This window comes from Pseudomonas sp. GM60 (assembly GCF_000282415.1).
Classification (GTDB): Bacteria; Pseudomonadota; Gammaproteobacteria; order Pseudomonadales; family Pseudomonadaceae; genus Aquipseudomonas; species Aquipseudomonas migulae.
In genome coordinates, this window is record NZ_AKJI01000037.1 from 13872 (window position 1) to 35621 (window position 21750).

At 58.2% G+C, this 21750-nt stretch carries 18 protein-coding genes and 1 tRNA gene; 13 read left to right on the forward strand and 6 right to left on the reverse strand.

The window, feature by feature from the left end:
- Window positions 1–82: 82 nt before the first annotated feature.
- From PMI32_RS19810 to PMI32_RS19795, 4 genes are all read left to right on the forward strand, one after another.
- Entirely contained in the window at window positions 83–424 is a 342-nt protein-coding gene (locus PMI32_RS19810; protein WP_008027314.1) for a ribonuclease E inhibitor RraB, read from the forward strand.
- A 553-nt stretch (window positions 425–977) separates the two neighbouring features.
- Entirely contained in the window at window positions 978–2387 is a 1410-nt protein-coding gene (locus tag PMI32_RS19805) for a circularly permuted type 2 ATP-grasp protein (RefSeq protein ID WP_008027316.1), read from the forward strand.
- A 12-nt stretch (window positions 2388–2399) separates the two neighbouring features.
- Window positions 2400–3350 (forward strand): alpha-E domain-containing protein, encoded by a 951-nt coding sequence (locus PMI32_RS19800; protein ID WP_008027318.1) that lies wholly within the window; start codon window positions 2400–2402, stop codon window positions 3348–3350.
- Window positions 3347–4150: a transglutaminase family protein gene (locus PMI32_RS19795; RefSeq protein ID WP_008027320.1), complete on the forward strand. Its 804-nt coding sequence runs from the start codon at window positions 3347–3349 to the stop codon at window positions 4148–4150. Before PMI32_RS19800 ends, PMI32_RS19795 begins: the two co-directional genes overlap by 4 nt.
- Before the next feature lie 130 nt (window positions 4151–4280).
- Here PMI32_RS19795 and PMI32_RS19790 read toward each other — a convergent pair whose 3' ends face one another.
- Window positions 4281–5102 (reverse strand): c-type cytochrome, encoded by an 822-nt coding sequence (locus tag PMI32_RS19790; protein ID WP_008027321.1) that lies wholly within the window; start codon window positions 5100–5102, stop codon window positions 4281–4283.
- Window positions 5103–5694: 592 nt separating this feature from the next.
- Here PMI32_RS19790 and PMI32_RS19785 point away from each other — a divergent pair.
- The 3 genes from PMI32_RS19785 (at window position 5695) to PMI32_RS19775 (ending at window position 9888) form a co-directional block, all read left to right on the forward strand.
- Window positions 5695–6900, forward strand: coding sequence for an acetyl-CoA C-acetyltransferase (locus tag PMI32_RS19785; protein WP_008027322.1), 1206 nt, complete (start codon window positions 5695–5697; stop codon window positions 6898–6900).
- 25 nt (window positions 6901–6925) lie between these two features.
- The gene (locus PMI32_RS19780) at window positions 6926–9070 is read left to right on the forward strand and encodes a 3-hydroxyacyl-CoA dehydrogenase NAD-binding domain-containing protein (protein WP_008027323.1); all 2145 of its coding nucleotides are present in this window, start codon (window positions 6926–6928) and stop codon (window positions 9068–9070) included.
- Between the two features lie 95 nt (window positions 9071–9165).
- Complete coding sequence (locus PMI32_RS19775) at window positions 9166–9888, forward strand: amidotransferase (RefSeq protein ID WP_008027324.1); 723 nt, start codon at window positions 9166–9168, stop codon at window positions 9886–9888.
- Window positions 9889–9972: 84 nt separating this feature from the next.
- On the opposite strand, the gene PMI32_RS19770 is transcribed toward PMI32_RS19775, so the two are convergent.
- The 3 genes from PMI32_RS19770 to PMI32_RS19760 form a co-directional block, all read right to left on the reverse strand.
- Window positions 9973–10944, reverse strand: coding sequence for a magnesium and cobalt transport protein CorA (locus PMI32_RS19770; protein ID WP_008027325.1), 972 nt, complete (start codon window positions 10942–10944; stop codon window positions 9973–9975).
- Between the two features lie 137 nt (window positions 10945–11081).
- Window positions 11082–11804 (reverse strand): 1-acylglycerol-3-phosphate O-acyltransferase, encoded by a 723-nt coding sequence (locus PMI32_RS19765; protein WP_008027326.1) that lies wholly within the window; start codon window positions 11802–11804, stop codon window positions 11082–11084.
- Window positions 11805–12017: 213 nt separating this feature from the next.
- Complete coding sequence (locus tag PMI32_RS19760) at window positions 12018–12707, reverse strand: crotonase/enoyl-CoA hydratase family protein (RefSeq protein WP_008027327.1); 690 nt, start codon at window positions 12705–12707, stop codon at window positions 12018–12020.
- 309 nt (window positions 12708–13016) lie between these two features.
- On the opposite strand from PMI32_RS19760, the gene PMI32_RS19755 reads away from it, so the two are divergent.
- The 6 genes from PMI32_RS19755 to PMI32_RS19735 all read left to right on the forward strand — a co-directional run bounded on the left by PMI32_RS19755 (window position 13017) and on the right by PMI32_RS19735 (window position 16116).
- Window positions 13017–13106 (forward strand) — tRNA-Ser (locus PMI32_RS19755).
- Window positions 13107–13459: 353 nt separating this feature from the next.
- Entirely contained in the window at window positions 13460–13942 is a 483-nt protein-coding gene (locus PMI32_RS19750) for a zinc ribbon domain-containing protein (protein WP_008027328.1), read from the forward strand.
- Window positions 13943–14131: 189 nt separating this feature from the next.
- A complete protein-coding gene (locus tag PMI32_RS19745; protein WP_008027329.1) occupies window positions 14132–14452 on the forward strand; it encodes a YbjQ family protein in 321 nt (106 codons plus the stop codon).
- A gap of 178 nt (window positions 14453–14630) precedes the next feature.
- The gene (locus PMI32_RS0128755) at window positions 14631–14819 is read left to right on the forward strand and encodes a hypothetical protein (protein ID WP_032828671.1); all 189 of its coding nucleotides are present in this window, start codon (window positions 14631–14633) and stop codon (window positions 14817–14819) included.
- 312 nt (window positions 14820–15131) lie between these two features.
- On the forward strand, window positions 15132–15503 hold the full coding sequence (locus PMI32_RS19740; RefSeq protein ID WP_008027331.1) for a hypothetical protein: 372 nt from the start codon (window positions 15132–15134) through the stop codon (window positions 15501–15503).
- Window positions 15504–15693: 190 nt separating this feature from the next.
- Entirely contained in the window at window positions 15694–16116 is a 423-nt protein-coding gene (locus PMI32_RS19735) for a glycine zipper domain-containing protein (RefSeq protein ID WP_008027332.1), read from the forward strand.
- Between the two features lie 362 nt (window positions 16117–16478).
- On the opposite strand, the gene PMI32_RS19730 is transcribed toward PMI32_RS19735, so the two are convergent.
- Both PMI32_RS19730 and PMI32_RS19725 read right to left on the reverse strand, forming a co-directional pair.
- The gene (locus tag PMI32_RS19730) at window positions 16479–16871 is read right to left on the reverse strand and encodes a hypothetical protein (protein ID WP_008027333.1); all 393 of its coding nucleotides are present in this window, start codon (window positions 16869–16871) and stop codon (window positions 16479–16481) included.
- The gene (locus PMI32_RS19725) at window positions 16868–21739 is read right to left on the reverse strand and encodes an RHS repeat-associated core domain-containing protein (RefSeq protein ID WP_008027334.1); all 4872 of its coding nucleotides are present in this window, start codon (window positions 21737–21739) and stop codon (window positions 16868–16870) included. Before PMI32_RS19725 ends, PMI32_RS19730 begins: the two co-directional genes overlap by 4 nt.
- Window positions 21740–21750: the final 11 nt, after the last annotated feature.

Sequence of the window (21750 nt, forward strand, 5' to 3'; positions counted from 1 at the left end):
TGCTTGCCGCAGCGCTCGCACCCTTCGGTTGCCGGCGTCGGGAGTACGGAAAGTCTATCCATCGGTATCAGGAGGACGTTTCATGAGCACAGCCTATCAAGAAGACATCAGCAGCTCGGTTCTGCGCCGCATGAAAGAAGGCGGTTTCGACTTTTCACGTTTCCATCCCATCGAGTTCTACGCCATTTTCCCGGACGAGGAGCGGGCACGCAGGGCGGCAGGGCATTACTGCGGTGAATCCATGAATGCACAAATCAGCGTGCGCGACGACGGCGCCTGGTCCCTGGAACTGAGCAAAGTGATGTACGCCACCTATGACGGCATCGGCGACTTTGAGCAGGACTTCGAGGCGGTGGTCGAGCCTTTGGGTGGCATCATCGAAGGATGGGGCGTCAAGCAGGAGGTACGAGGGCTACTCGCATAACACTATGAACAGCGACAACATCCACTAACGGCTGACCTTCGGGTTGGCCGTTTTCGTTTGTGGCGATCAAGCCCCCTGTAGGAGCCAGCTTGCTGGCGATGGCGCCCTGCGAATCACCGCAGAATTTCAGGCCCCATCGCCGGCAAGCCGGCTCCTACAGAAAACCGGTATGCCGTATATCACCGCCGACCTGTAGGAGCCAGCTTGCTGGCGATGACGTCCTCCCCATCACCGCCAAACCATCGCCCACAAATCCCGAAACAAAAAAAGCCGCCTGAACAAGGCGGCTAAAAGGGAAGTTCGGTGAGCATTTCCAGCGAATGCGCGAATTATCCGCATCCCCCTCCGGGCAGTGAAATCAACTCTGACTATGCTGGTGATAGGCGACAGCATTGCTTCGCAATGAAGCGGGGGCGATCAGGTTGGGGCATTTGCCGCACAGGATTGGTGCGGTGTTAATCATGTGATTATCCAACCGATTGATATCAAAGCGTTTCTGCCGATGGCACGGGCCTTGCGAAGGCCTGGATGTCCGGGTGACAAGGAGTACGGCATGATCCGCACCTATTTTGATGAGATGTACGATGCCGGCGGCCAGGTCCGCCCGCATTATCGGGAGTTTGCCCGTTGGCTGGCCGAAACGCCTGACGAGCTTTTGGCACAACGGCGACGCGAGGCCGATCTGCTGTTTCATCGCGCCGGGATTACTTTCACGCTCTACGGGGACGAGCAGGGGACAGAGCGCCTGATTCCCTTCGACACCATTCCGCGCAGCATCCCCGCCAGTGAATGGCGGATCGTCGAGCGCGGCTGCATCCAGCGGGTCAAGGCGCTGAACATGTTCCTCGCCGACCTCTATCACGAGCAGCGCATCATCAAGGCCGGCATCATCCCGGCCGAACAAGTGCTGGCCAACGAGCAATACCAGTTGGCGATGCAGGGGCTGGATCTGCACCGGGATATCTATTCCCACATTTCCGGTGTCGACCTGGTGCGCGATGGCGACGGCACGTACTACGTGCTCGAAGACAACCTGCGTACACCCAGCGGCGTGAGCTACATGCTCGAAGACCGCAAGATGATGATGCGCCTGTTCCCCGAGTTGTTCTCGGCCCAGCGCATCGCCCCGATCGATCACTATCCGAACCTGTTGCTCGACACCCTGAAAAGCTCCAGCCACCTCGATAACCCGAGCGTGGTGGTACTGACGCCGGGTCGCTTCAACAGCGCGTTTTTCGAGCATGCGTTTCTCGCTCGGGAAATGGGCGTGGAGTTGGTGGAGGGCGCGGACCTGTTCGTACGTGACGACAAGGTGTTCATGCGCACCACGGACGGGCCGAAAGCCGTCGACGTGATCTACCGCCGTCTCGACGATGCATTCCTCGATCCGCTGGCGTTCAATCCGGACTCGATGCTTGGCGTTCCGGGGCTGCTGTCGTCGTACCGCTCGGGCAATGTGGTGCTGGCGAATGCCATCGGCACCGGGGTGGCGGACGATAAGTCGGTGTATCCGTTTGTCACCGACATGATCCGTTTCTACCTCGACGAAGAGCCGATCCTGAAGAACGTTCCGACGTTCCAGTGTCGTAATCCCTCCGAACTGTCCCACGTGCTGGCCAATCTTCCAGAACTGGTGGTCAAGGAAACCCAAGGCTCCGGCGGTTATGGAATGCTGGTGGGACCGGCGGCGACGGCGGCGGAAATCGAATCCTTCCGCGAGCGAATCAAGGCCAAGCCCCACGCGTATATCGCGCAACCGACGTTGTCCCTGTCGACCTGTCCGACCTTTGTCGAAAACGGCATCGCCCCACGCCATATCGACCTGCGTCCGTTTGTATTGTCTGGCCGCGAAACCCGGGTTGTGCCCGGCGGTTTGACCCGTGTCGCCCTGCGTGAAGGCTCCCTAGTGGTGAATTCCTCCCAGGGCGGCGGAACCAAGGACACCTGGGTGGTCGAGGATTGAAGGAAGCCTGCCATGTTAAGTAGAACTGCCTCGGATTTGTATTGGATGTCGCGTTACCTGGAGCGGGCGGAAAACCTCGCACGGATGCTCGACATCAGTTATTCGCTGTCGCTGATGCCGCAGGATGGCCGCGGTGACGGTCTGCACGAACTCGCCATGCCGCTGCTGATAACCGGCACCCTGGACGATTACCTCGAACGCCACGGCGAGTTGCATGCCGAACGGCTGCTGCACTTTTTTGCCCTGGACGCGGCCAACCCGGCGAGCATCTACAGCTGCCTCGGTTCGGCGCGGGCCAGCGCGCATGCCGTGCGGGGGCGAATCACCGCGGACATGTGGGAGAACATCAACGCCACCTGGCTGGAAATTCGCGGCATCGCCGATCAGGGCTTGAGTCGCTACGGCATGAGCCGTTTCTGCGAGTGGATCAAGGAACGTTCCCACCTGTTTCGTGGCGCGTCCTACGGCACGATCATGCGTAACGATGCGTTCCGGTTTATTCGTCTGGGCACTTTCATCGAAAGGGCGGACAACACCTTGCGCCTGCTCGATGCTCGCTACGAAATGGCGGGCGATCAGGCCGACGCGGTCAGCGACGGTACGGCTCACGCCTATTACCAGTGGAGTGCCTTGTTGCGGGCGTTGTCGTCGTTCGAGGCCTACACCGAGATCTACCGTGACGCGCCCGGCGCGCGGCATGTGGCCGAGTTGCTGTTGCTGCGCGCCGATGTCCCGCGATCCTTGCGCGCGTGCACCGAAGAAATCGACCAGATCCTCGCTCAACTGCCGGGGGCCAATGGTCGTCCTGCGCAACGTCTGGCCGCCGAGATGGACGCACGCCTGCGCTACACCGGCATCAACGAAATTCTCGACGAAGGCCTGCACGCCTGGCTGACCGAGTTCATCCCGCTGGTGCGCCAGTTGGGTAACGCCATACACAGTTCCTACCTGGAGGCTGCATGAGACTTTCCATTAGCCACGAGACCACCTATCACTACGAAGATCAGGTGCGGGCGAGCATCCAGTACCTGCGACTGACCCCTCACGACAGCGAGCGCCAGCACGTGCTCAGCTGGCAGCTCGACCTGCCGCGCCCGGTGCGCGCGCAACTCGATCCGTTTGGCAACATCCTGCACGTGCTGACCATGGACGAGCCGCATGAAGCGATCATCATCGGCGCCCGTGGCCAGGTCGACATCGACGAACTGCGTGAAGCCGAGCACGAGAGCCAGTCGGCGCTGCCGTTCCTGCGCTTCACGCGCCTGACCGAGGCCGACGAAGCCTTGCGTGAGTTCGCCGAGAAGGCGTGCAAAAAGCGCCGGGACCGCGCGGCATTGATCGACTTGATGCATGGCCTGAATTCGCACATGACCTACACGCCGGGCTCCACCGAAGTGGACACCAGCGCTGCGCAAGCCTTCGCCGGGCGTTCGGGTGTCTGTCAGGACCACACCCACGCGTTTCTCGCTTGCGCCCGCAGCCTGGGCATTGCGTCGCGTTATGTGTCGGGCTATTTGTACAGCGAGAACAGCGAGCATCTGGCCAGCCACGCGTGGGCGGAAGCCTGGCTGGATGACGCGTGGTACAGCTTTGACGTGACCAATGAACTGGCGCGACCGGAGCGCCATTTGAAACTGGCGGTGGGCCTGGATTACCTGGATGCCTGCCCGGTACGCGGGATGCGTCGGGGCGGCGGGTGCGAGCAGATGCACGCGAAGGTGTTTGTGTCGCCGACGCCGGTGATCTCAGTGCAGCAACAGTAATCCGCAACACCACGTCCCCCTGTAGGAGCTGGCTTGCCAGCGATGGAGTGTCAGTCAACATTGTTTTAGCTGACACTCCATCGCCGGCAAGCCAGCTCCTACAAGGGATCGCGTCAGGCTGGAAATAGCGTCAGGGTTTAACCTTGCGCCCGGCCATATGCTTCAAATACCCCACCAACATCTCCAAATCCCCATCCGGCAAAACCGCCGCCGAAAACCCCGGCATCTTCGCCTGCGGCCACTGCCGCAAACTCTGCGGATCACGGATGTAGCGCTTCAAAAAGTCCGCCCCGAAATACTCGGTCGGGTTAAACGGAATGTTCAGATCCGGCCCGAATTGCGCATCCCCGGCACCGTTCAATCGATGACACGCCAGACAGTTCTTCTGGAACAGCGCAAACCCCACATTCACCGGGTCGTCCGCCTTCAGCGCCGGATCCGGCAGCAGGGCAGGGAAGCGTTCGGCCACCGGCGCCATGCGTTTGATGTCAGCCACTTGAAAGGGCCATTGCTCGGGACTGATATTGCCCGCCTGCGGGTCCGTCCACACCAGATAAAACGGCCCGGCACTGGGCTTGTCTGCCGACAGCGCCGGCCACGGTTTTGTCGGGTCTTCAATCGCCAGCCACGCTCGCGCACCTTTGCTGTTGAGCAACGGCGCGGCAGCCAGTTCGGCGGCGAAACCATCCAGTGCCACAGCTTGCAGGTGATCGTCAGGCTTGATGCCGGTCAACAACGCCGCCAGGGGCACGGCGCGATAGCTCATGTCCCGTTTGTAGGAAACGTCGTTGGTAATGGTGATGGTCTGAACCAGAGGATGCTTGAGCAACTCCTCGGTCTGCCAGGTGCGGCTGTGTGCGCCCAGCTCCAGGTTCAGCTGTGCGGCATAAAGGGGCGAGCCGAACAGCAAGGCCCCGAGCAGAATGAGCGTTTTCAACAGATCGCCGTCCATGTCGTGGAAGTGCCGCAAAGGTTGGCACACCCACGCCGGCCCGGGTAGCGAGCCAGTCACATTTTTAAGAGGCGATGGAAACCTTGCGCCGATTTTTCTATTAAAGACTCAGCCGATCACCTTCGTCAGGTTCGGCAAAATCAACAGCAACGTAGTAGCGAAAAGAATGAGCCCGGCTTGACGTACTTTCGAATGTTTGAACATGGCTTGACCGCCTTTTTTGTTATTTCCTGATGCCTGCCTGCATATCTCCATGACGGCAGAGCGTTGCACTTCCTGTAAGGCGAGCGCCTCGGCAAAACCCGACGACAACTTCGCATATGTTCACCTTAGGGCCCGCGTCACTCGCGACTTAGATCCCTTTCGTATGGAGCGCGCACTTGTTGCTTTAAAAAAGGCATGAGGCCTATTGCCAGCTTCTTTGCCGCCCTTTTGCTAGACATCTCGGTGTCCTGAAACGATCAATCCGGTAGCACACTACCGTCCGTCTGAGCGTGTCCGTCAACGTCAGTGAGCATTGCGGTCATTGAATCGGCGGTGGCTCGGCATAAGGTGAGGGCTCAGTATTTTCACCGCCAGGTTCGAGGACGTCATGACCCAAGCTTTGATTTTCGACGCGTTACGCACGCCCCGTGGCAAGGGCAAGTCCGATGGTGCCTTGCACAGTGTCAAACCGGTGAACCTGGTGGCGGGGTTGCTCAAGGCGCTGCAACAGCGCACGGCGCTGGACACCAGTCAGGTCGACGACGTGGTGTTGGGCTGTGTGACGCCGGTCGGCGATCAAGGTGCGGACATCGCCAAAACGGCCGCACAGGTGGCCGATTGGGACGTCAGCGTCGCGGGCGTGCAGATCAACCGCTTCTGCGCATCAGGGCTGGAGGCCGTCAATCTCGGGGCGATGAAAGTGCGTTCCGGCTTCGAAGACCTGGTGGTGGTCGGTGGCGTCGAGTCGATGTCCCGGGTGCCGATGGGCAGCGATGGCGGCGCCTGGGCGCTGGACCCGGAAACCAATTTGCACAGCCATTTCACCCCGCAAGGCGTCGGCGCCGATCTGATCGCCACCCTCGAAGGCTTCAGCCGCCAGGACGTCGATGCCTACGCGCTGCACTCCCAGCAAAAAGCGGCGCGTGCCAGGGCCGACGGTTCGTTCAGCAAATCGCTGGTGCCGGTACAGGATCAGAACGGCATCATTCTGCTCGATCACGATGAGTTCATCCGCGCCGACTCCACCCTGGAAGGCCTGGGCAAACTCAAGCCGAGCTTCGAGATGATGGGGCAAATGGGCTTCGACGCCACGGCATTGCGGGTCTACAGCCACGTGGAGCGGATCAGCCACGTGCACACGCCGGGCAACAGTTCCGGGATCGTCGATGGTGCGGCGTTGATGCTGATCGGCTCCGAAGCCAAGGGGCGTGCGCTCGGCTTGCAGCCACGGGCGCGAATCGTCGCCACGGCGGTCACCAGCACCGACCCGACGATCATGCTCACCGGCCCGGCACCGGCCACCCGCAAAGCGCTGGCCAAGGCCGGGCTGCGGGTCGAAGACATCGACCTGTTCGAGGTCAACGAGGCGTTTGCCTCCGTCGTGTTGAAATTCATCAAGGACATGGCCATCGACCCGGACAAGGTCAACGTCAATGGCGGCTCCATCGCCATGGGCCATCCGCTGGGCGCTACAGGCTGCGCAATCCTCGGCACGCTGCTCGATGAACTGGAAACCCGGCGCCTGCGCTTTGGCCTCGCGACCCTGTGCGTCGGCGGCGGCATGGGCATTGCCACCATCATCGAACGCCTCTGAGCCACGATTTCAAGGAATTCACTTCATGACTGAAGCCATTCGTTACGAAAAAGGGCAGGACCAGATCGTCGTCCTGACCATCGACATGCCGGGCCAGAGCGCCAACACCATGAACGCGGTCTACCGCGAGGCCATGGCCGCTTGCGTCGCCCGACTGGTTGCCGAGAAAGACGGCATCGTCGGCGTGATCATCACCTCGGCGAAGAAGACCTTCTTCGCCGGCGGCGACCTCAATGAACTGATCAAGGTCGGCAAGCCTGAAGCCAAAGCGTTCTACGACATGGTGCTGACGCTGAAGGGCCAATTACGCACCCTGGAAACCCTGGGTAAACCGGTGGTCGCCGCAATCAACGGCGCGGCGCTGGGGGGTGGTTGGGAAATCTGCCTGGCCTGTCATCACCGCGTGGCGCTGGACAATTCATCGGTGCAGCTCGGCTTGCCGGAAGTCACCCTCGGCCTGTTGCCGGGCGGTGGCGGGGTAGTGCGCATGGTGCGCATGCTCGGTCTGGAGAAGGCGCTGCCGTATCTGCTTGAAGGCAAGAAAGTCCGTGCGCAACAAGCCTTGCAGGCGGGCTTGATCGATGAGTTGGCGGTGGATCACGATGAACTGCTGAGCAAGGCGCGCGCCTGGATTCTAGCCAATCCGACGGCAGTGCAGCGTTGGGATGTGAAGGGCTATCAGATTCCGGGCGGTACGCCGTCGCATCCGAAAGTCGCACAGATGCTGGCCATTGCGCCGTCGATCCTGCGCACTAAAACCCAGGGCTGCATGCCCGCACCAGAGAAGATTCTTTGCGCCGCTGTGGAAGGCGCTCAGGTGGATTTCGACACGGCGCACCTGATCGAAACCCGCTACTTCACTGAGCTGACCACCGGCCAGATCTCGAAGAACCTGATCGGCACCTTCTGGTTCCAGCTCAACGAAATCAATGCCGGCGGTTCGCGACCTCAAGGGTTTGCACCTTACGTGACGCGTCGCGTGGGGGTTCTGGGCGCGGGGATGATGGGAGCCGGTATCGCTTTTGTTAGCGCTTCGGCCGGTATCGAGGTGGTGCTCAAGGACATCAACCTCGCTGCGGCGGAAAAGGGCAAGGCTCATTCGGCGGCGTTGCTGGACAAGAAGATTGCCCGGGGACAGTTGAGCATCGAACAGCGGGACGCAGTGCTGGCGCGGATCAAAACCACTGAAAGTGACGCCGATATGGCCGGTTGCGACCTGATCATTGAAGCCGTGTTTGAAGACCGTGAGTTGAAAGCCAGGGTCTCTTCAGCCGCACAGCAGGTCGTCGGCCCGGACGCGGTAATCGCTTCCAACACCTCGACCTTGCCGATCAGCGGGCTCGCTACCGCCGTACCGGACCAAAGCAAATTCATCGGCCTGCATTTCTTCAGCCCCGTGGAAAAAATGCCGCTGGTGGAAATCATCAAGGGCGCCCACACCAGCGACGAAACCCTGGCTCGCGGTTTCGATTTTGTCCTGCAAATCAAGAAGACCCCGATTGTGGTCAACGACAGCCGTGGCTTCTTCACGTCACGGGTGTTCGGCACCTTCACCAACGAAGGCATTGCCATGCTCGGCGAAGGCGTGAGCGCAGCGATGATCGAGACCGAAGCGCGCAAGGCGGGCATGCCCATCGGGCCTCTGGCGATCTCCGACGAAGTTTCCCTCAGCCTCATGAGCCATATCCGCCAGCAAACGGCCAAAGACCTGCAAGCGGAAGGGAAACCACTGATTGAGCACCCGGCGTTTGCCGTGATTGACTTGCTGCTCAACGAATACAAGCGTCCGGGCAAAGCGGCAGGCGGTGGTTTCTACGAATACCCGGCCGGTGGCCAGAAGCACTTGTGGCCAGGGCTGAAAAGCCGTTTCGAGAAGGCTGACGGGCAGATTTCACCGAAGGACGTGCGTGATCGCCTGCTGTTCGTGCAAGCCATCGAAACCGTGCGTTGCGTGGAGGAGGGCGTGCTGACCTCGACTGCGGATGCCAACGTCGGCTCGATCTTCGGCATTGGTTTCGCGGCCTGGACCGGCGGCGCGCTGCAGTTCATCAACCAGTACGGCGTGAAGGACTTCGTCGCGCGTGCGCAATACCTGGCTGATCAGTATGGCGAACGGTTCGCGCCACCCGCGCTGCTGCTGGAGAAAGCGGCAAAAGGGGAGGTGTTTTAAGGGACCGGTGACAACTCGTGGGGCTTGCCTTGGAACGGTGTTTCGAGGCAGGCTCTGGGGTGTGCATTATTCCCATCACGTGTCAGGTATTTTTTATGTCGTTACGCATCTGCATTCTGGAAACCGACATCCTGCGTCCGGAACTGGTCGATCAATATCAGGGTTACGGGCAGATGTTCCAGCGTCTGTTTTCGCAACAACCCATCGCGGCCGAGTTCACTGTCTACAACGTGATGCAGGGCGAATACCCCAGCGATGATGAGGCCTTCGACGCCTATCTCGTCACCGGCAGCAAGGCCGATTCCTTCGGCACCGACCCGTGGATTCAAACCCTCAAGGCTTACCTGCTGACCCGCTACGAACGCGGCGACAAACTGCTGGGCGTGTGCTTCGGCCATCAGTTGCTGGCGCTGCTGCTGGGTGGCAAGAGCGAGCGTGCGACCCAGGGCTGGGGCGTCGGCACCCACAGTTACAAACTCGCCGCCAAGGCACCGTGGATGAGCCCGGTGCGCGAAGAATTGACGTTATTGATCAGCCACCAGGACCAGGTGACGTCGTTGCCGGAAAACGCCACGGTCATCGCTTCCAGCGATTTCTGCCCGTTTGCCGCGTACCACATCAACGACCAAGTGTTGTGCTTCCAGGGGCACCCTGAATTCATTCACGATTACTCGCGAGCCTTGCTGGATATTCGTCAGGAAGCCTTGGGCGAGCAGGTGTATACCAAGGGCATGGCGAGCCTTGAGCATGAGCATCATGGCGCGACCGTTGCGGAGTGGATGATGCGGTTTGTGGCGCATAAACCAGAAACTGTTTGAAGCTGAAAAGCATCGCTGGCAAGCCAGCTCCCACAAGGGGTACACGGATCCCTGTAGGAGCTGGCTTGCCAGCGATTGTGTTGTTTACAACCACCCCGACTTCTTGAAACTCGCCCACAAACTCACACACCCCACCGCAATAAACCCCAGCACCGCGAAATACCCGTAATGCCAGGTCAGCTCGGGCATGTTCTGGAAGTTCATCCCATAGATCCCGGCCACTGCCGTCGGGAACGCCAGAATCGCCGCCCATGCCGCAAACTTGCGCTGCACCACGCTCTGCCGTGACGCCTCCAGCAACACCCCGACTTCAATGGTCTGGCTGGCAATGTCCGCCAGCGTCGTCAGGTCTTCCATCTGCCGGGTCACATGGATCTGCACATCGCGGAAGTACGGGCGCATGTTCTTGTCGATGAACGGAAAACTCAGCTTCTGCAGCTCCTCACCGATTTCCACCATCGGCGCCGCATACCGCCGCAAACGCAATACATCGCGGCGCAGGCTGTGGAGTTTTTGAATGTCGCGCTCGTTCAGGGAGCTGCACATGACGTTACGTTCCAGCTCATCGATCTCTGCATGGATCGCTTCGCCCATCGGCTGATAGTTTTCAATCACAAAGTCGAGGATGGCATAGAGTACGAAATCTTCCCCGTGCTCCAGCAACAGTGGACGCGCCTCACAACGCTGGCGGACATAAGCGTAGGACGCCGAATGGCCGTTACGCGCAGTAATGATGTAACCGTTGCCGGCAAAGATATGAGTCTCGATGAACTCAAGCTTTCCTTCATGGCGGATCGGCGAATACGTGACGATAAACAGCGCATCGCCAAAGGTTTCCAACTTCGGTCGACTGTGTTTTTCCAGGGCGTCTTCAATGGCCAGTTCGTGCAGGTTGAACTGGCGTTGCAGATTGAACAGCTCCTGGGCATTCGGCTCTTCGAGGCCGATCCAGACAAAGTGACCAGGCTTGGCGGCCCAGGCAGCGCCTTCGTCGAGGGTGATATTGGTGACCTTCTTACCAGCGCTGTAAACCGCAGCAGCAACAACTCTACCCATGATTCAGCTTCACTTCTTATTAGTAGCAGGCAGTGTTCAGCTTATCCTTCTATACCGCTTGAGAGTCAGTGAAATCTGCAGAGTTCGAAGGCAAAAATTCGCAGGCAAAAGAAAACCCGCGCAGGGCGGGTTTCGTTTCACGCGGCTTGCAGTTGCCGATCCATCGAGGCGATGCACTCGCGCATCTGCTCGCGGCACTGGGCGATCAGCAGCGGCATGTCGTCCAGGCTCAGTCCGGCGGTTGGAATGGCCGGCAAAGAACGGATCAGAATTTTCCCACTGCGCCAGCGGTTCAATCGCATGTGTTTGACGTAACTGCTGACACACACCGGGACGATCGGCACGCCCGCCGCGATCGCCATCTGGAACGCGCCTTTCTTGAAGGGCAGCAGGTCTTCGCCCAGATTGCGCGTGCCTTCCGGGAACACCCAGATCGAGGTGTCTTCATGCTGCAAGGTGTGCGTGGTGGTCAGCATCGACTGACGCGCCTTGTGCGCATTGCCACGGTCGATCAACACATTACCGGCCAACCAGAACAGCTGACCGAACAACGGCACCCACTTCAGGCTCTTCTTGCCGATGCACACGGTGCGGCGGGGCACCACGTTGCCGAAAACAAACAAGTCGTAGTTGGACTGGTGGTTGGCGATGATCACGCAGCTCTCGGGCTTGTCCATCAATGGCCCGACGTCGGCCTTCACTCGCAAACGCAAAATGCACATTGCCGGCCACGCATAGAGGCGCGCGCACAAACGGCTGTTGTCCGGGTTGAACGGGCGAAACAGCCCCAGAATCACCCCCAGCACACCAGCGAGAATAAAGTGCAGGCCCATCAATAACATACGAAACACGAACAGCATTTACAGGCCCCACCGGGACAAAAGGTGGCGCAGTGTACGGATGTGCACTGTTTTCGGCAATTGCCTCTATAGAGGTAGGAGATAGCCGATGTTTGAGCGCATGTTTCCGACTAGTTGGTCAGATCTGTTCTAGAGGGGTTGTAGACTTTTCCACAGAGCGTGTATGAAAAAGCCCGACACGACGGTCGGGCTTTTCGGTGCAGCATCTTTGGGTTAACCCAAATGCTCCTGATCCTGGATGATTGCATTGTCCAGGGTGTCCAGCAGTGCCTTGCGCACTTTCAGCTTGGTGTTCTTGTGCGCGGTCATGTTGATCTTCTTCAACTGACGAGCCGCTGCCAGCGCCGCGCCTTGCAGCTCTTCGGGCGACACCACCAAGTCGAGGAAACCAGCATCCACGGCACTCTTCGGGTTAAACATCTCACCGTTGATCACCGAACGATGCAGCGCTGCCTTGCTCAGGCGATCACGGGCAATCTCAATGCCGGCGTGGTGCATGGTCATGCCGATCTGCACTTCGTTCAGGCCAATGCTGAACGGGCCGTCGACACCAATGCGGTAATCCGCCGACAACAACAGGAACGCACCCTTGGCCACTGCATGCCCAGGGCACGCGACAATCACTGGAAACGGGTGCGACAACAGACGACGGGACAATGTCGAGCCAGCCGTCACCAGCGATACGGCTTCTTTAGGGCCTGCTGTCATCACCTTCAAGTCATAACCGCCCGACAGAATCCCGGGCGTGCCAGTGATGATCACCACTGCACGATCAGTCACGGCTTGATCCAGCGCAGCATTAAACGCAGCAATCACGTCCGGAGAGATGGCATTGACCTTGCCGTTGCTCAAGGTCAGGGTCGCGATACCGTCTTCGAGGTGGTAGGAAATCAACTCACTCATGACGCTATTCCTTGTATGAAAGTTGGGGCAGACGTTACCCACCGCCGCAGGCCAGGTAAAGCGCCGTGACTGACCCGCCAGTCACCCTTTCCCCGCTCGGCAAGCGTAGCCCGCCGCTCCCGTCGTGCATTCCCCTCTCTATATAGGAGAGCGCGAAGCCAGAGATTGGCAGGTTTGCCATGGCCCGGAATGCTCCCGGAACCTCCAAACCGCTAAGCACATGAAAATTCTGCAAAAAAAGTTTGCCATCAGAAAAGCTTTCGACTACATTAGCGCGCCTCGACAGACAGAACATGTTTGAAGAGATACGGTGAAGTGTCCGAGTGGCTTAAGGAGCACGCCTGGAAAGTGTGTATACAAGAAATTGTATCGAGAGTTCGAATCTCTCCTTCACCGCCAAATTAAGTAAGCACAAACCCCCGATTTTCCTAGAGAAAGTCGGGGGTTTGTGGTTTTTGGCGTCTGAAAAAGGGCGATATGGGAATGATATGGGAGCGCAGATGGGGAGGATCGCCTCTCTTCAGCCTCTATAGATCGACAAATATCATCTCCATTTTAGCCGACAGTATCAGCACGTCAGCGAGGCAGACCGTGATGTGCTGTTTCGTATGGCTTGGGCTTTCGCAAAGGCAGAAGGCTCAAACTGGGCGAAGGGAAGTAACTGAACTGATCAGTCAATGCTCAGATAAGTGGATGCAGTATGCCGGCCATGATTGCCGGTTTTTTCATGGATATAAAAAGGAGTGGTTCGAGTGGCGTTAAAGCCCTGTAAGTCTTGCAAGCACAGCATTTCTACTTCAGCTAAGACTTGCCCCAATTGCGGCGTTGCCAATCCCGGTGTCACTGAGTGGCAACGGATTGGCCGATGGATAATTCTGGCGGCCATCGTCGGTGTGGTGGTTTCGATTTACATGGGCGCAAGCAAGAACGTGTCGGTGGGGGAGGTCGCGCAGAGCACCACAAGGCCTATGTATAAGATCACCGAGGACGAATACAGCGAAGGTCGGCCGCGTAGGGTGCAGGTGCTTCTTAACCAACGGCTGACCGAAGATCAGCTAGCCCAAGTCGCCAACATTATTCATTCCAATAGTAAATCCAATGCAGAAACGACCTTCATCGGATTCCGTGTTGAAGGGCAAAGCGATAAGTCGTCCTGGGCGCAGGTCAAATTTAATCCTGATTACCAAAGCACGCTCTATGGTCTCAGCGTCGAGGAGTATCAGCCTGCACTCTAAGACTTGGTGCAATTAGTACTTACATTTCAAAGAGTGGCGCACCGCCTCGGGAGTGATCGCCTGGGCCGCATCGAGCTGAATGCGTTCAGCAACTCGGCTAATGATCCTGTTACGTTGCCTGCTTTTGATGCGTTGGCAAACTATCTGTCCAGCCAGCCTTGAATGACTATTTATGAAGAAGGAATGCCTATGATCACCACCACCACTCACGCCATCGAAGGTCGCCAAATCACCGCTTACCTCGACATCGTCAGCGCCGAGTCGGTGCAGGGCGTCAACGTTATCCGCGACATGTTCGCCGGGATGCGGGATTTTTTCGGCGGGCGCTCTCAAACATTGGAGCGTGCATTGAAGGAGGCGCGGATTCAGGCCACCGACGAGATCAAGGAGCGGGCGCGGGCACTGCAGGCCGATGCGGTGGTGGGGCTCGATTATGAGATCAGCATGCCGGCCGGCAAGGGCGGCATGGTGGTGGTATTTGTGACCGGGACGGCCGTCAAACTGAGGTAAGTCAGGTAACGGTTTGTGTGTTTGTTTTGTAGGAAGCCGTGCGGGCCATTCGTCGGGTGTTGGGGAATCTGAATTACAAGTCCGGTAATGACCGGCTAGTCTCAAAAGCTTGGTGGTCGATATGTTTCAGGCAAAAGGGCTTGCCGGTATCGATCCCGCTTTTGAAAGGGGCGAAAAGATGGCTGATCCGTATATCGAAGACGACGGTGCTGAATTTCCAATCAACAATAGCGTGCGGTGTGGCCAGACAGACTATGTGGTGGCTTACGGTGACGATCAGGTCAAGCTTGGCAAAATGAAATCCCAGGTGCCCCAAGGGCCGAAGGCGAAGTTTTTACCCAAGGTTGCGGCACCCGTCAGGAAGTAATCCATCCTCTCCAGACCCCGTCATTGAGCGGGGTTTTTTATGCCTGCAACCTTTTTTGCGGCATGTGTTTTTCGGCTTGGGTTTTCACAAAGTTTTCACAAGGCCTTACGTAATCTCAACTCATCCGTTAGAAAGCAACACCTGGCCCGTCTCCCCAGCGGGCTTTTTTTTGTCTGTCATAAAACCTTTTCCATAAAAGCTGTCCAACCGTCGCCGATGGTGAGGTTGGGGCTGTGTGTCTGGACTTTCTCGCCGCTAAAGCATTCAATCTCGACCCTTTTTGATTTCCCCCTATTTTTTGAGGTTCTTGTCATGCGTTTAACACTGCCCGCTCTGGTTCTGGGGCTTTTGGTTGCTCAAGGTGCAATGGCTGCTGGCGACGGCACTGCCGCACTGGGTGGCGGTCTGGGTGGCGCGCTGGGTAATGTGGTCGGCCAAAGCATGGGCGGCAGCACTGGCGCTGCGATTGGTGCTGGTGTCGCGGGCGCCGCCGGCAGTGCTGTTGGAGCACGCAAAGGCAGCCGCACCAAAGCGGCCATCGGCGGCGGCGTGGGTGCTGCGGGCGGCTCGATAATCGGCAACAGCCTGGGCGGCAAGACCGGTTCGACCATCGGCGCAGGCCTGGGCGGTGCTTTGGGCGGCGGCGTGGGCAGCAACCTGGGCAAGGGCCACAAGGGCCACTGATCCTGATCGATCCGCTCAAAAAGCCCGGCTTGATGCCGGGCTTTTTGTATCTGGCTGTTTCTCTTTCGCAGCTTTTGCATCTTTAGCGGTCCAACGGTCATCGCTGGCCGGATTCAGTGGGGGCAGGTGCTAGACTCCGCCCATCCGCAGCGAATTCTTTTCTCCCGATGCGGAATTAGAGGTTCATATCATGCGTTTGACATTGTCCACATTGTTTCTGGGTCTTTTGGTTGCTCAAGGTGCGATGGCTGCCGGTGATGGCACCGCTGCTGTTGGCGGTGGTATCGGCGGTGCATTGGGTAACGTTGTGGGTCAGCAAATGGGCGGCAGCACCGGTGCCGCGATTGGCGCAGGTGTAGGCGGCGCGGCGGGTAGCGCTGTTGGTGCACCTAAAGGCAGTCGCACTGAAGCAGCGATCGGTGGTGGTTTGGGCTCGGCGGGCGGCTCGGTGATTGGTAACAGCATTGGCGGCAAGACCGGTTCGACCATTGGCGCAGGCCTCGGCGGCGCAGCGGGTGGTGCGCTGGGCAACAACCTGGGTACTGACAGCGGCGATTCCCATTCCGGCAACGGTCACAAACACAAGCATAAGCACAAGAACAAACACCACTGATTCGACGATCAGTGACAGCAAAACCCGGCCTGGTGCCGGGTTTTTCATTTTTGCGAGCGTGACATCGGAACGTTGCCGCTCAACGATACCAATAACACGGGTGACGTGGGGCTGACTGAGTTTGAAGACGAGGATGAGGACGAAGACTTGCAGTGATCGGCAGATTGTTATCTGCTCGACCGATCATCCCTTCAATCGAACGGTTTTTGTGGCGGTGTCGTCGAAATTTCAGGGGGGGGTCAATACCCCTGAGAGGTGGTTTATGAACACTGACCGGAAAGATACTGACGTCGATGACACCCCAGCACCCCATGCTAGTACGCGAGTCAAACTGGTAGAACCTGTAAAGGCGCGCCAGGAGTTTACCCAGCAAAAGACTCAAGCCAGCGCTTGTAAAAATCACGTTGTTGTTCAATGTCATTTGTAATGTCGGCTACTTCATAATCAAAAATATTGACCAGTTCGTCAGGCCCGGCTGGTTTACCCAATTGAAGTTCATACGCTACTACTCCCGCAGACATTTGCGAGGACATGCTGGATGGGTGCACGTTGAGTTTGGCCCCCTTACATAAAAATTTTGTTTCTGGGTAGTCCGCTCGCAACATCCCAAAGCAAACATACAGATCGGAGCCTGAGTATGTTTTTCTTACGCCGCTTTCCAAAACTAAAGTTAATGAGCGAATTCGTCGGTCGCATTCAATCACTACCTTATCAATGGTGCCCTGAGTATCCGTGGTTATTTCTACTATTTTCATGGCAGCTTTCTGTTTGGGTTGGGAGTTGAGTAACCTTTGTAGGTACCATCGGCGTGCACGGGGGTAACTCCGAGGATGTATTTGCTATCGACTCCACCAGGCATGGCAATTTCAGCCTCACCTTTATGAGGCGAGAGTAAACCTAGCTTTTTGTTCACATCTATCCCTTTAATGTTTTTTATTACGTACACAAAACCGTCTTCAAATCCGTAGCCAGTGGCAAATTTTATAGCCTCCGTTTCAGAGGTAGTGGTGCTGACAAAAAAACTGGGAGGGCTTCGGTTGTCGCGTGCGTGTAAGTAAAGATCAATACTGTCTCCCAAAGGCTCAAATCCAGTCTCAAAAATTTCCGAGGATTCCCTCGAGTCTCCTCGGTACAAGTAACGTTTATTAGTTTTTGGGGTTGGGGTGGCAGGCTCTCCTGCATCACGTTTCACTTTCCCCGCCGGATCCTCAACCCCCTCAACCGACCCACACCGACCCATCCCCGGACAATCACTCAACCCCAACGGATCAACCCATCCCGTGGGGCTCAACACATACCGATACCCGTTCAGTCCACCCGCCAATCCGACCGGGTCCGGCGTCAGATACCGTCCCACATCCGGCTGGTAATACCGATGCCGGTTGTAGTGCAAACCTGTTTCCGGGTCGAAGTACTGGCCCTGAAACCGCAGCGGCTGGTCGAGGATCTGGTGGGTGTCGCGGTTGAGGCGGGTGAGGCGGCCGTAGGCGGTGTATTGAACGGACCAGACGATTTCGCCGCTGTAATCGGTGAGTTCTTGCGGTGTGCCGAGGTGGTCGAGTTGGTAGTAAAACGGGCAGGCGTTGCGCGGGCCTTTGCCGTCGAGCATGGCCAACGGGCGAAAGCTGCCGGGTTCGTAGACGTAGCTGCGGTAGTGCTCGCGACTGCTTTCGGCGACGAGGTTGTCGCCCTGCCAAAAAAACTCGGTGGTGTTGCCATCGACGTTTTTGCTGATACGGCGGCCGAAGGCATCGTAGCGGTAGGTCGCCTGGCTGCCGTTGGGCAGGGTGACGCCGATCAGGTGATGCTGGCAGTCGTAACGGTACTCGGTGACCAGTTTTTGTGCAGTGCCGCGGCGTTCGCGGATCAGGTTGCCGAAGGCGTCGTAATCGTAGTGGCGGTCGCCTTGCATCAGCAGGCGATTGCCTTTGACCATGGCCGGACCGGGGCGGTCCTGCATCAGCAGGTTGCCGGTCGGGTCGTGGGCGAAGTTTTCTGGTTGGTGATCTCGGGAGTGGCGGACGCGGATCAGGCGATCAAGCGAATCGTAAAGGTAGCTGCGTTGGCCGTGCCGCGTGTCGGCAATGTGGTCGAGGTTGCCGTTGGCGCTGTAGGCATAGTCGCGGCGATACAGAGGTTGCAGGTTTTGGCGGACAGCGTGGGCGTTCAGTCGACCTTGATTGTCATACTGATAATCGCTGAGCAGCAGGCCCTGTTGACGGTTCTGTTCGCGGCCGGCGAAAAAGGTGTGAGCGGTCAGTCGGGCGCCATTGAGGTCAATGGCCGTCAGCGCGCCGCCCTTGGCATGGTGGTAATCGAGTTTGCTGTTGTCGGGCAGGCGCAAGTGGTTGAGCTGGCCACAGGCATCGTAGCCATAACGCAGTGTGCCCCAGCCTTGGTGTTCGGTGACTAGCCGACCCTGTTTGTCGTATTCGAACTCCAGCGGGTGATCGTGACCGTCATCGACGCTGACCAGTCGGCCAAGGCTGTCGTAGCGATATTCGACATTGACACCGTCGGGCAGCGTCTTGACCAGTAGCCGTCCCGTCGAATCCCGTTGATAAGCCGTGACCCATTGCGAGCCATCGTCGCCGAATTCGGTTTTTTTCAGCAACTGTCCATTAAGGTCGTAGGCATACGCGGTGCGTTGGCCATCGAATCCGGTTTCCTGTCGGATCAATCCATTGAGCGTGTAGTCCAGCAGATATTTCCCGCCGGACTCATTCTCGATTTCGGTCAGCAACAACCGTGCGTTGTCGTACCGATAAAGCAGTTGTGTGCCATCGGGATTGATCCGACGGCTGACCAGATGCAGATCATCGGCATATTCAAAGCGCGTGGTGCGCCCCAGTTCATCCCGTTCGGCGGTGACCTTGCCGTAGGCGTTGTAGCTGAAGGTGCGACTGGCACCTGTAGGAAGCGTCGTCTGAATCAGTCGTCCAACGGCATCCCATGAGTTACGGGTGACGGCACCGTGTTCGTCCTGGCGGGTAACCTGCCGGCCCAACGCATCGTAGGAAAAACGCCGCTGACCGCCACCCGGCAAGGTCTCTTCGATCAGTTGACCCAAGGCATTCCGGACGAAGACATGCCGACTGTTGTCCGGAAAGCGGATCGACAGCAGCTGGCCTTTTTCGTCGTGGTGGTAGTGGGTGACATGCCCCTCGGGGTCGGTCGCCTCGATGACCTCACCCTGAGCATTGCGCTGATACCTCCAAACGGCGTTGCCGCGATACCGCGCATGCAGGAAACCATTGCGGTACTCGTAGGATGTTGGCTCACCTTCGGGTGGAATCAGGGCAATCAGCCGTCCGACATCGTCATAGCGGTAGCGAGTAATTGCCCCGAGCGGATTCTTTTCGGCAATCAACCGCCCCTGGCCGTCATAGACATTGAGGTGTTCCGCCCCGTCGGGTTCGACCCTCCGCACCAGGCGTGCCCGGTCGTCGTGCTGGTAAAACGCTTCGCTGCCATCAACGTTTTTAACCTGCACGCCGCCGTTGTCATCCCAGACATAGCGCGTGTCCATCTGCGAAAACGACGCCCAATGTCGGACGCATCGCGCAGACTTGCCGGACCTTTCCCACTCCCAGAAGAAGCTCGCGCCACCAGCCAATTGCCGCTGCAGGATGACGTGCTGGTCGTCATAGTCGTAACGTTCGCTTTCGCCGGCGGCGTTGGTCGCTTCGATCAAGCGATGACAGGCGTCGTAGCGGTAGGTCACCAATGTCTGTTCGGTGCGCCAGGTATCTTCCAGGGTGTCGGCGGGATGAAAGCGCTGATACTCGACGGCGGCGAGGTGTCGGCGGTCGTAGCGCAATCGCAGCGAGCGTCCGGCGCCGTTGTCGAGGCGCATGATTCTGTCGGCGTTGTCCCGTTGCACTGTCAGACGGTTGCCATAGGCATCGCTGATTGCTGTCAGTCGACCTGTACGAAAGTGGTAAAAACGCGTTGCTTCGCCTGCCATTGCGAGGATCAGTTCCTCCGGCTCATCCCCCAGGAAAATCGCCGCCCGCGACAGGCTGTTGTGAATGCTCGGGCGTTCAACCTTGGGCAGAGGGAAGGTCGTACGACGGTTTTCGTGGTCGATCCAGCTAACCTGTTCGCCGTCGATTTCCAGCCGATGTGCAAGGGCATGACTCCAGCCAAATCCGAGCCCGCAGTCGATGCCGACAGCACTGGTGCGATACGCGCGGATGAACTCGAACGGCAATCGCCCATCCAGCGAACCATCGATCAGGGTCAGCAGTTCTTCGCCGGTTACCATCGATACCGGGCAGCCGTTGGTTGTGGTTCTATCCGCTGAATCGACGTTGTCGCCGTTTGGGTTTTGCGCGGGAACAGGGGCGTCGTCGCGGTGTTCCTGGCGGCTCAGGCGGGTCTTGGCTTCGGACTTGTCACGGGCAAGGGCGACCGGATTGTTCACCTGTACGATTGGTGATTCACCGGTGGTGATGTGCAACGGAGTTGCCGGCGCGGGTTTGAGCGGCACGTTCCGCGCCTTGACCATCAGCGGTTTGAGGGCGCCGGCGTGGCTGGTCAGATCCGATCTGTTCGCAAGCTCAGCCAGGCGCAAACTCGCGGCGGCCAGCCATTGTCGGGCTCGCTCGGACTTGACCTTGCCCAGCACCTTGGCGTTGATGCCGAGTTTCAGGCCTGTAGGACCTGTGAGGCGCACCAGCAGGAAAGCGATGAGTATTTCTGTACGAATTTCCGCGACCACTTCGGCGATGTACTGCGGCGGCAACATCCGCAGCCAACTGGTGAAAGCCGCGAGATGAATGAACATCAGCGGCTCATCACTCAACACCAGCATCACATTGGCGATGGCTTCGGCCGAAGCGTTCAGCAGTGTCTCGAGCTCAACCTCGGTCAGGTATTCAAGAAGCTTTTCACTATTGGCCTGCAGGTCCGCGATCAGGGCGTAGATCTGCTTCACGTCATCCCACAAACCGTGCAGCGACTTCTCGAATCCGCGCCAGTCGGCCCGTTGCAGCATGCCGTAGCGTTCAGGGAAACCGGCCTCGGAAAACCCCGCCCATAACGGCTGGAATTCACTCGTCCACTCGTTGCGCAACCAGCCTTCAAGCTCATCGATCACGCTGTGATAGGAGGCGTGAAGCGCCTTGACATGAGCGGTGGAAATATTGGGAAAGAACGTGATGCGGTAACGATGACCACGCCAACACTCAGGGATTTCGAGGATGCCGCTGGGGCCGATGGTGTGATGTACCGGTTCTCCAAAGGTCATCTCGCCGTTGCTCTTTTCAATGATCGGTTCGAGCATCACCGGCGTATCACCAATGGGCACAAAGCGAGCCGTGTCGAACATATGCACGAGGGTCAACGGACCGCTGGCCGGGCATCTGGCGATCGTCGAACTGACGGGGGCGGTGGAATCCCTCGGTGTGCTCAAATGAACGTCGTTGCCGACCTTGAACACTTGCTCGACATCCAGCGCCCATCCTGTCCAGAAGCTTTCCGCCCAGGCCTCGTAGTCGTTGAGGCACAGGCGAAAATCGCCGAGCAATGCTTCAACGTCCGGGTGCTCGGGGTTCATGGCTGCCACCACCAACAGGCCGATGGCGTTGTTCAAGGCCAGGACCTTGTCAGGGTTGAACATTCGCAGTCCCT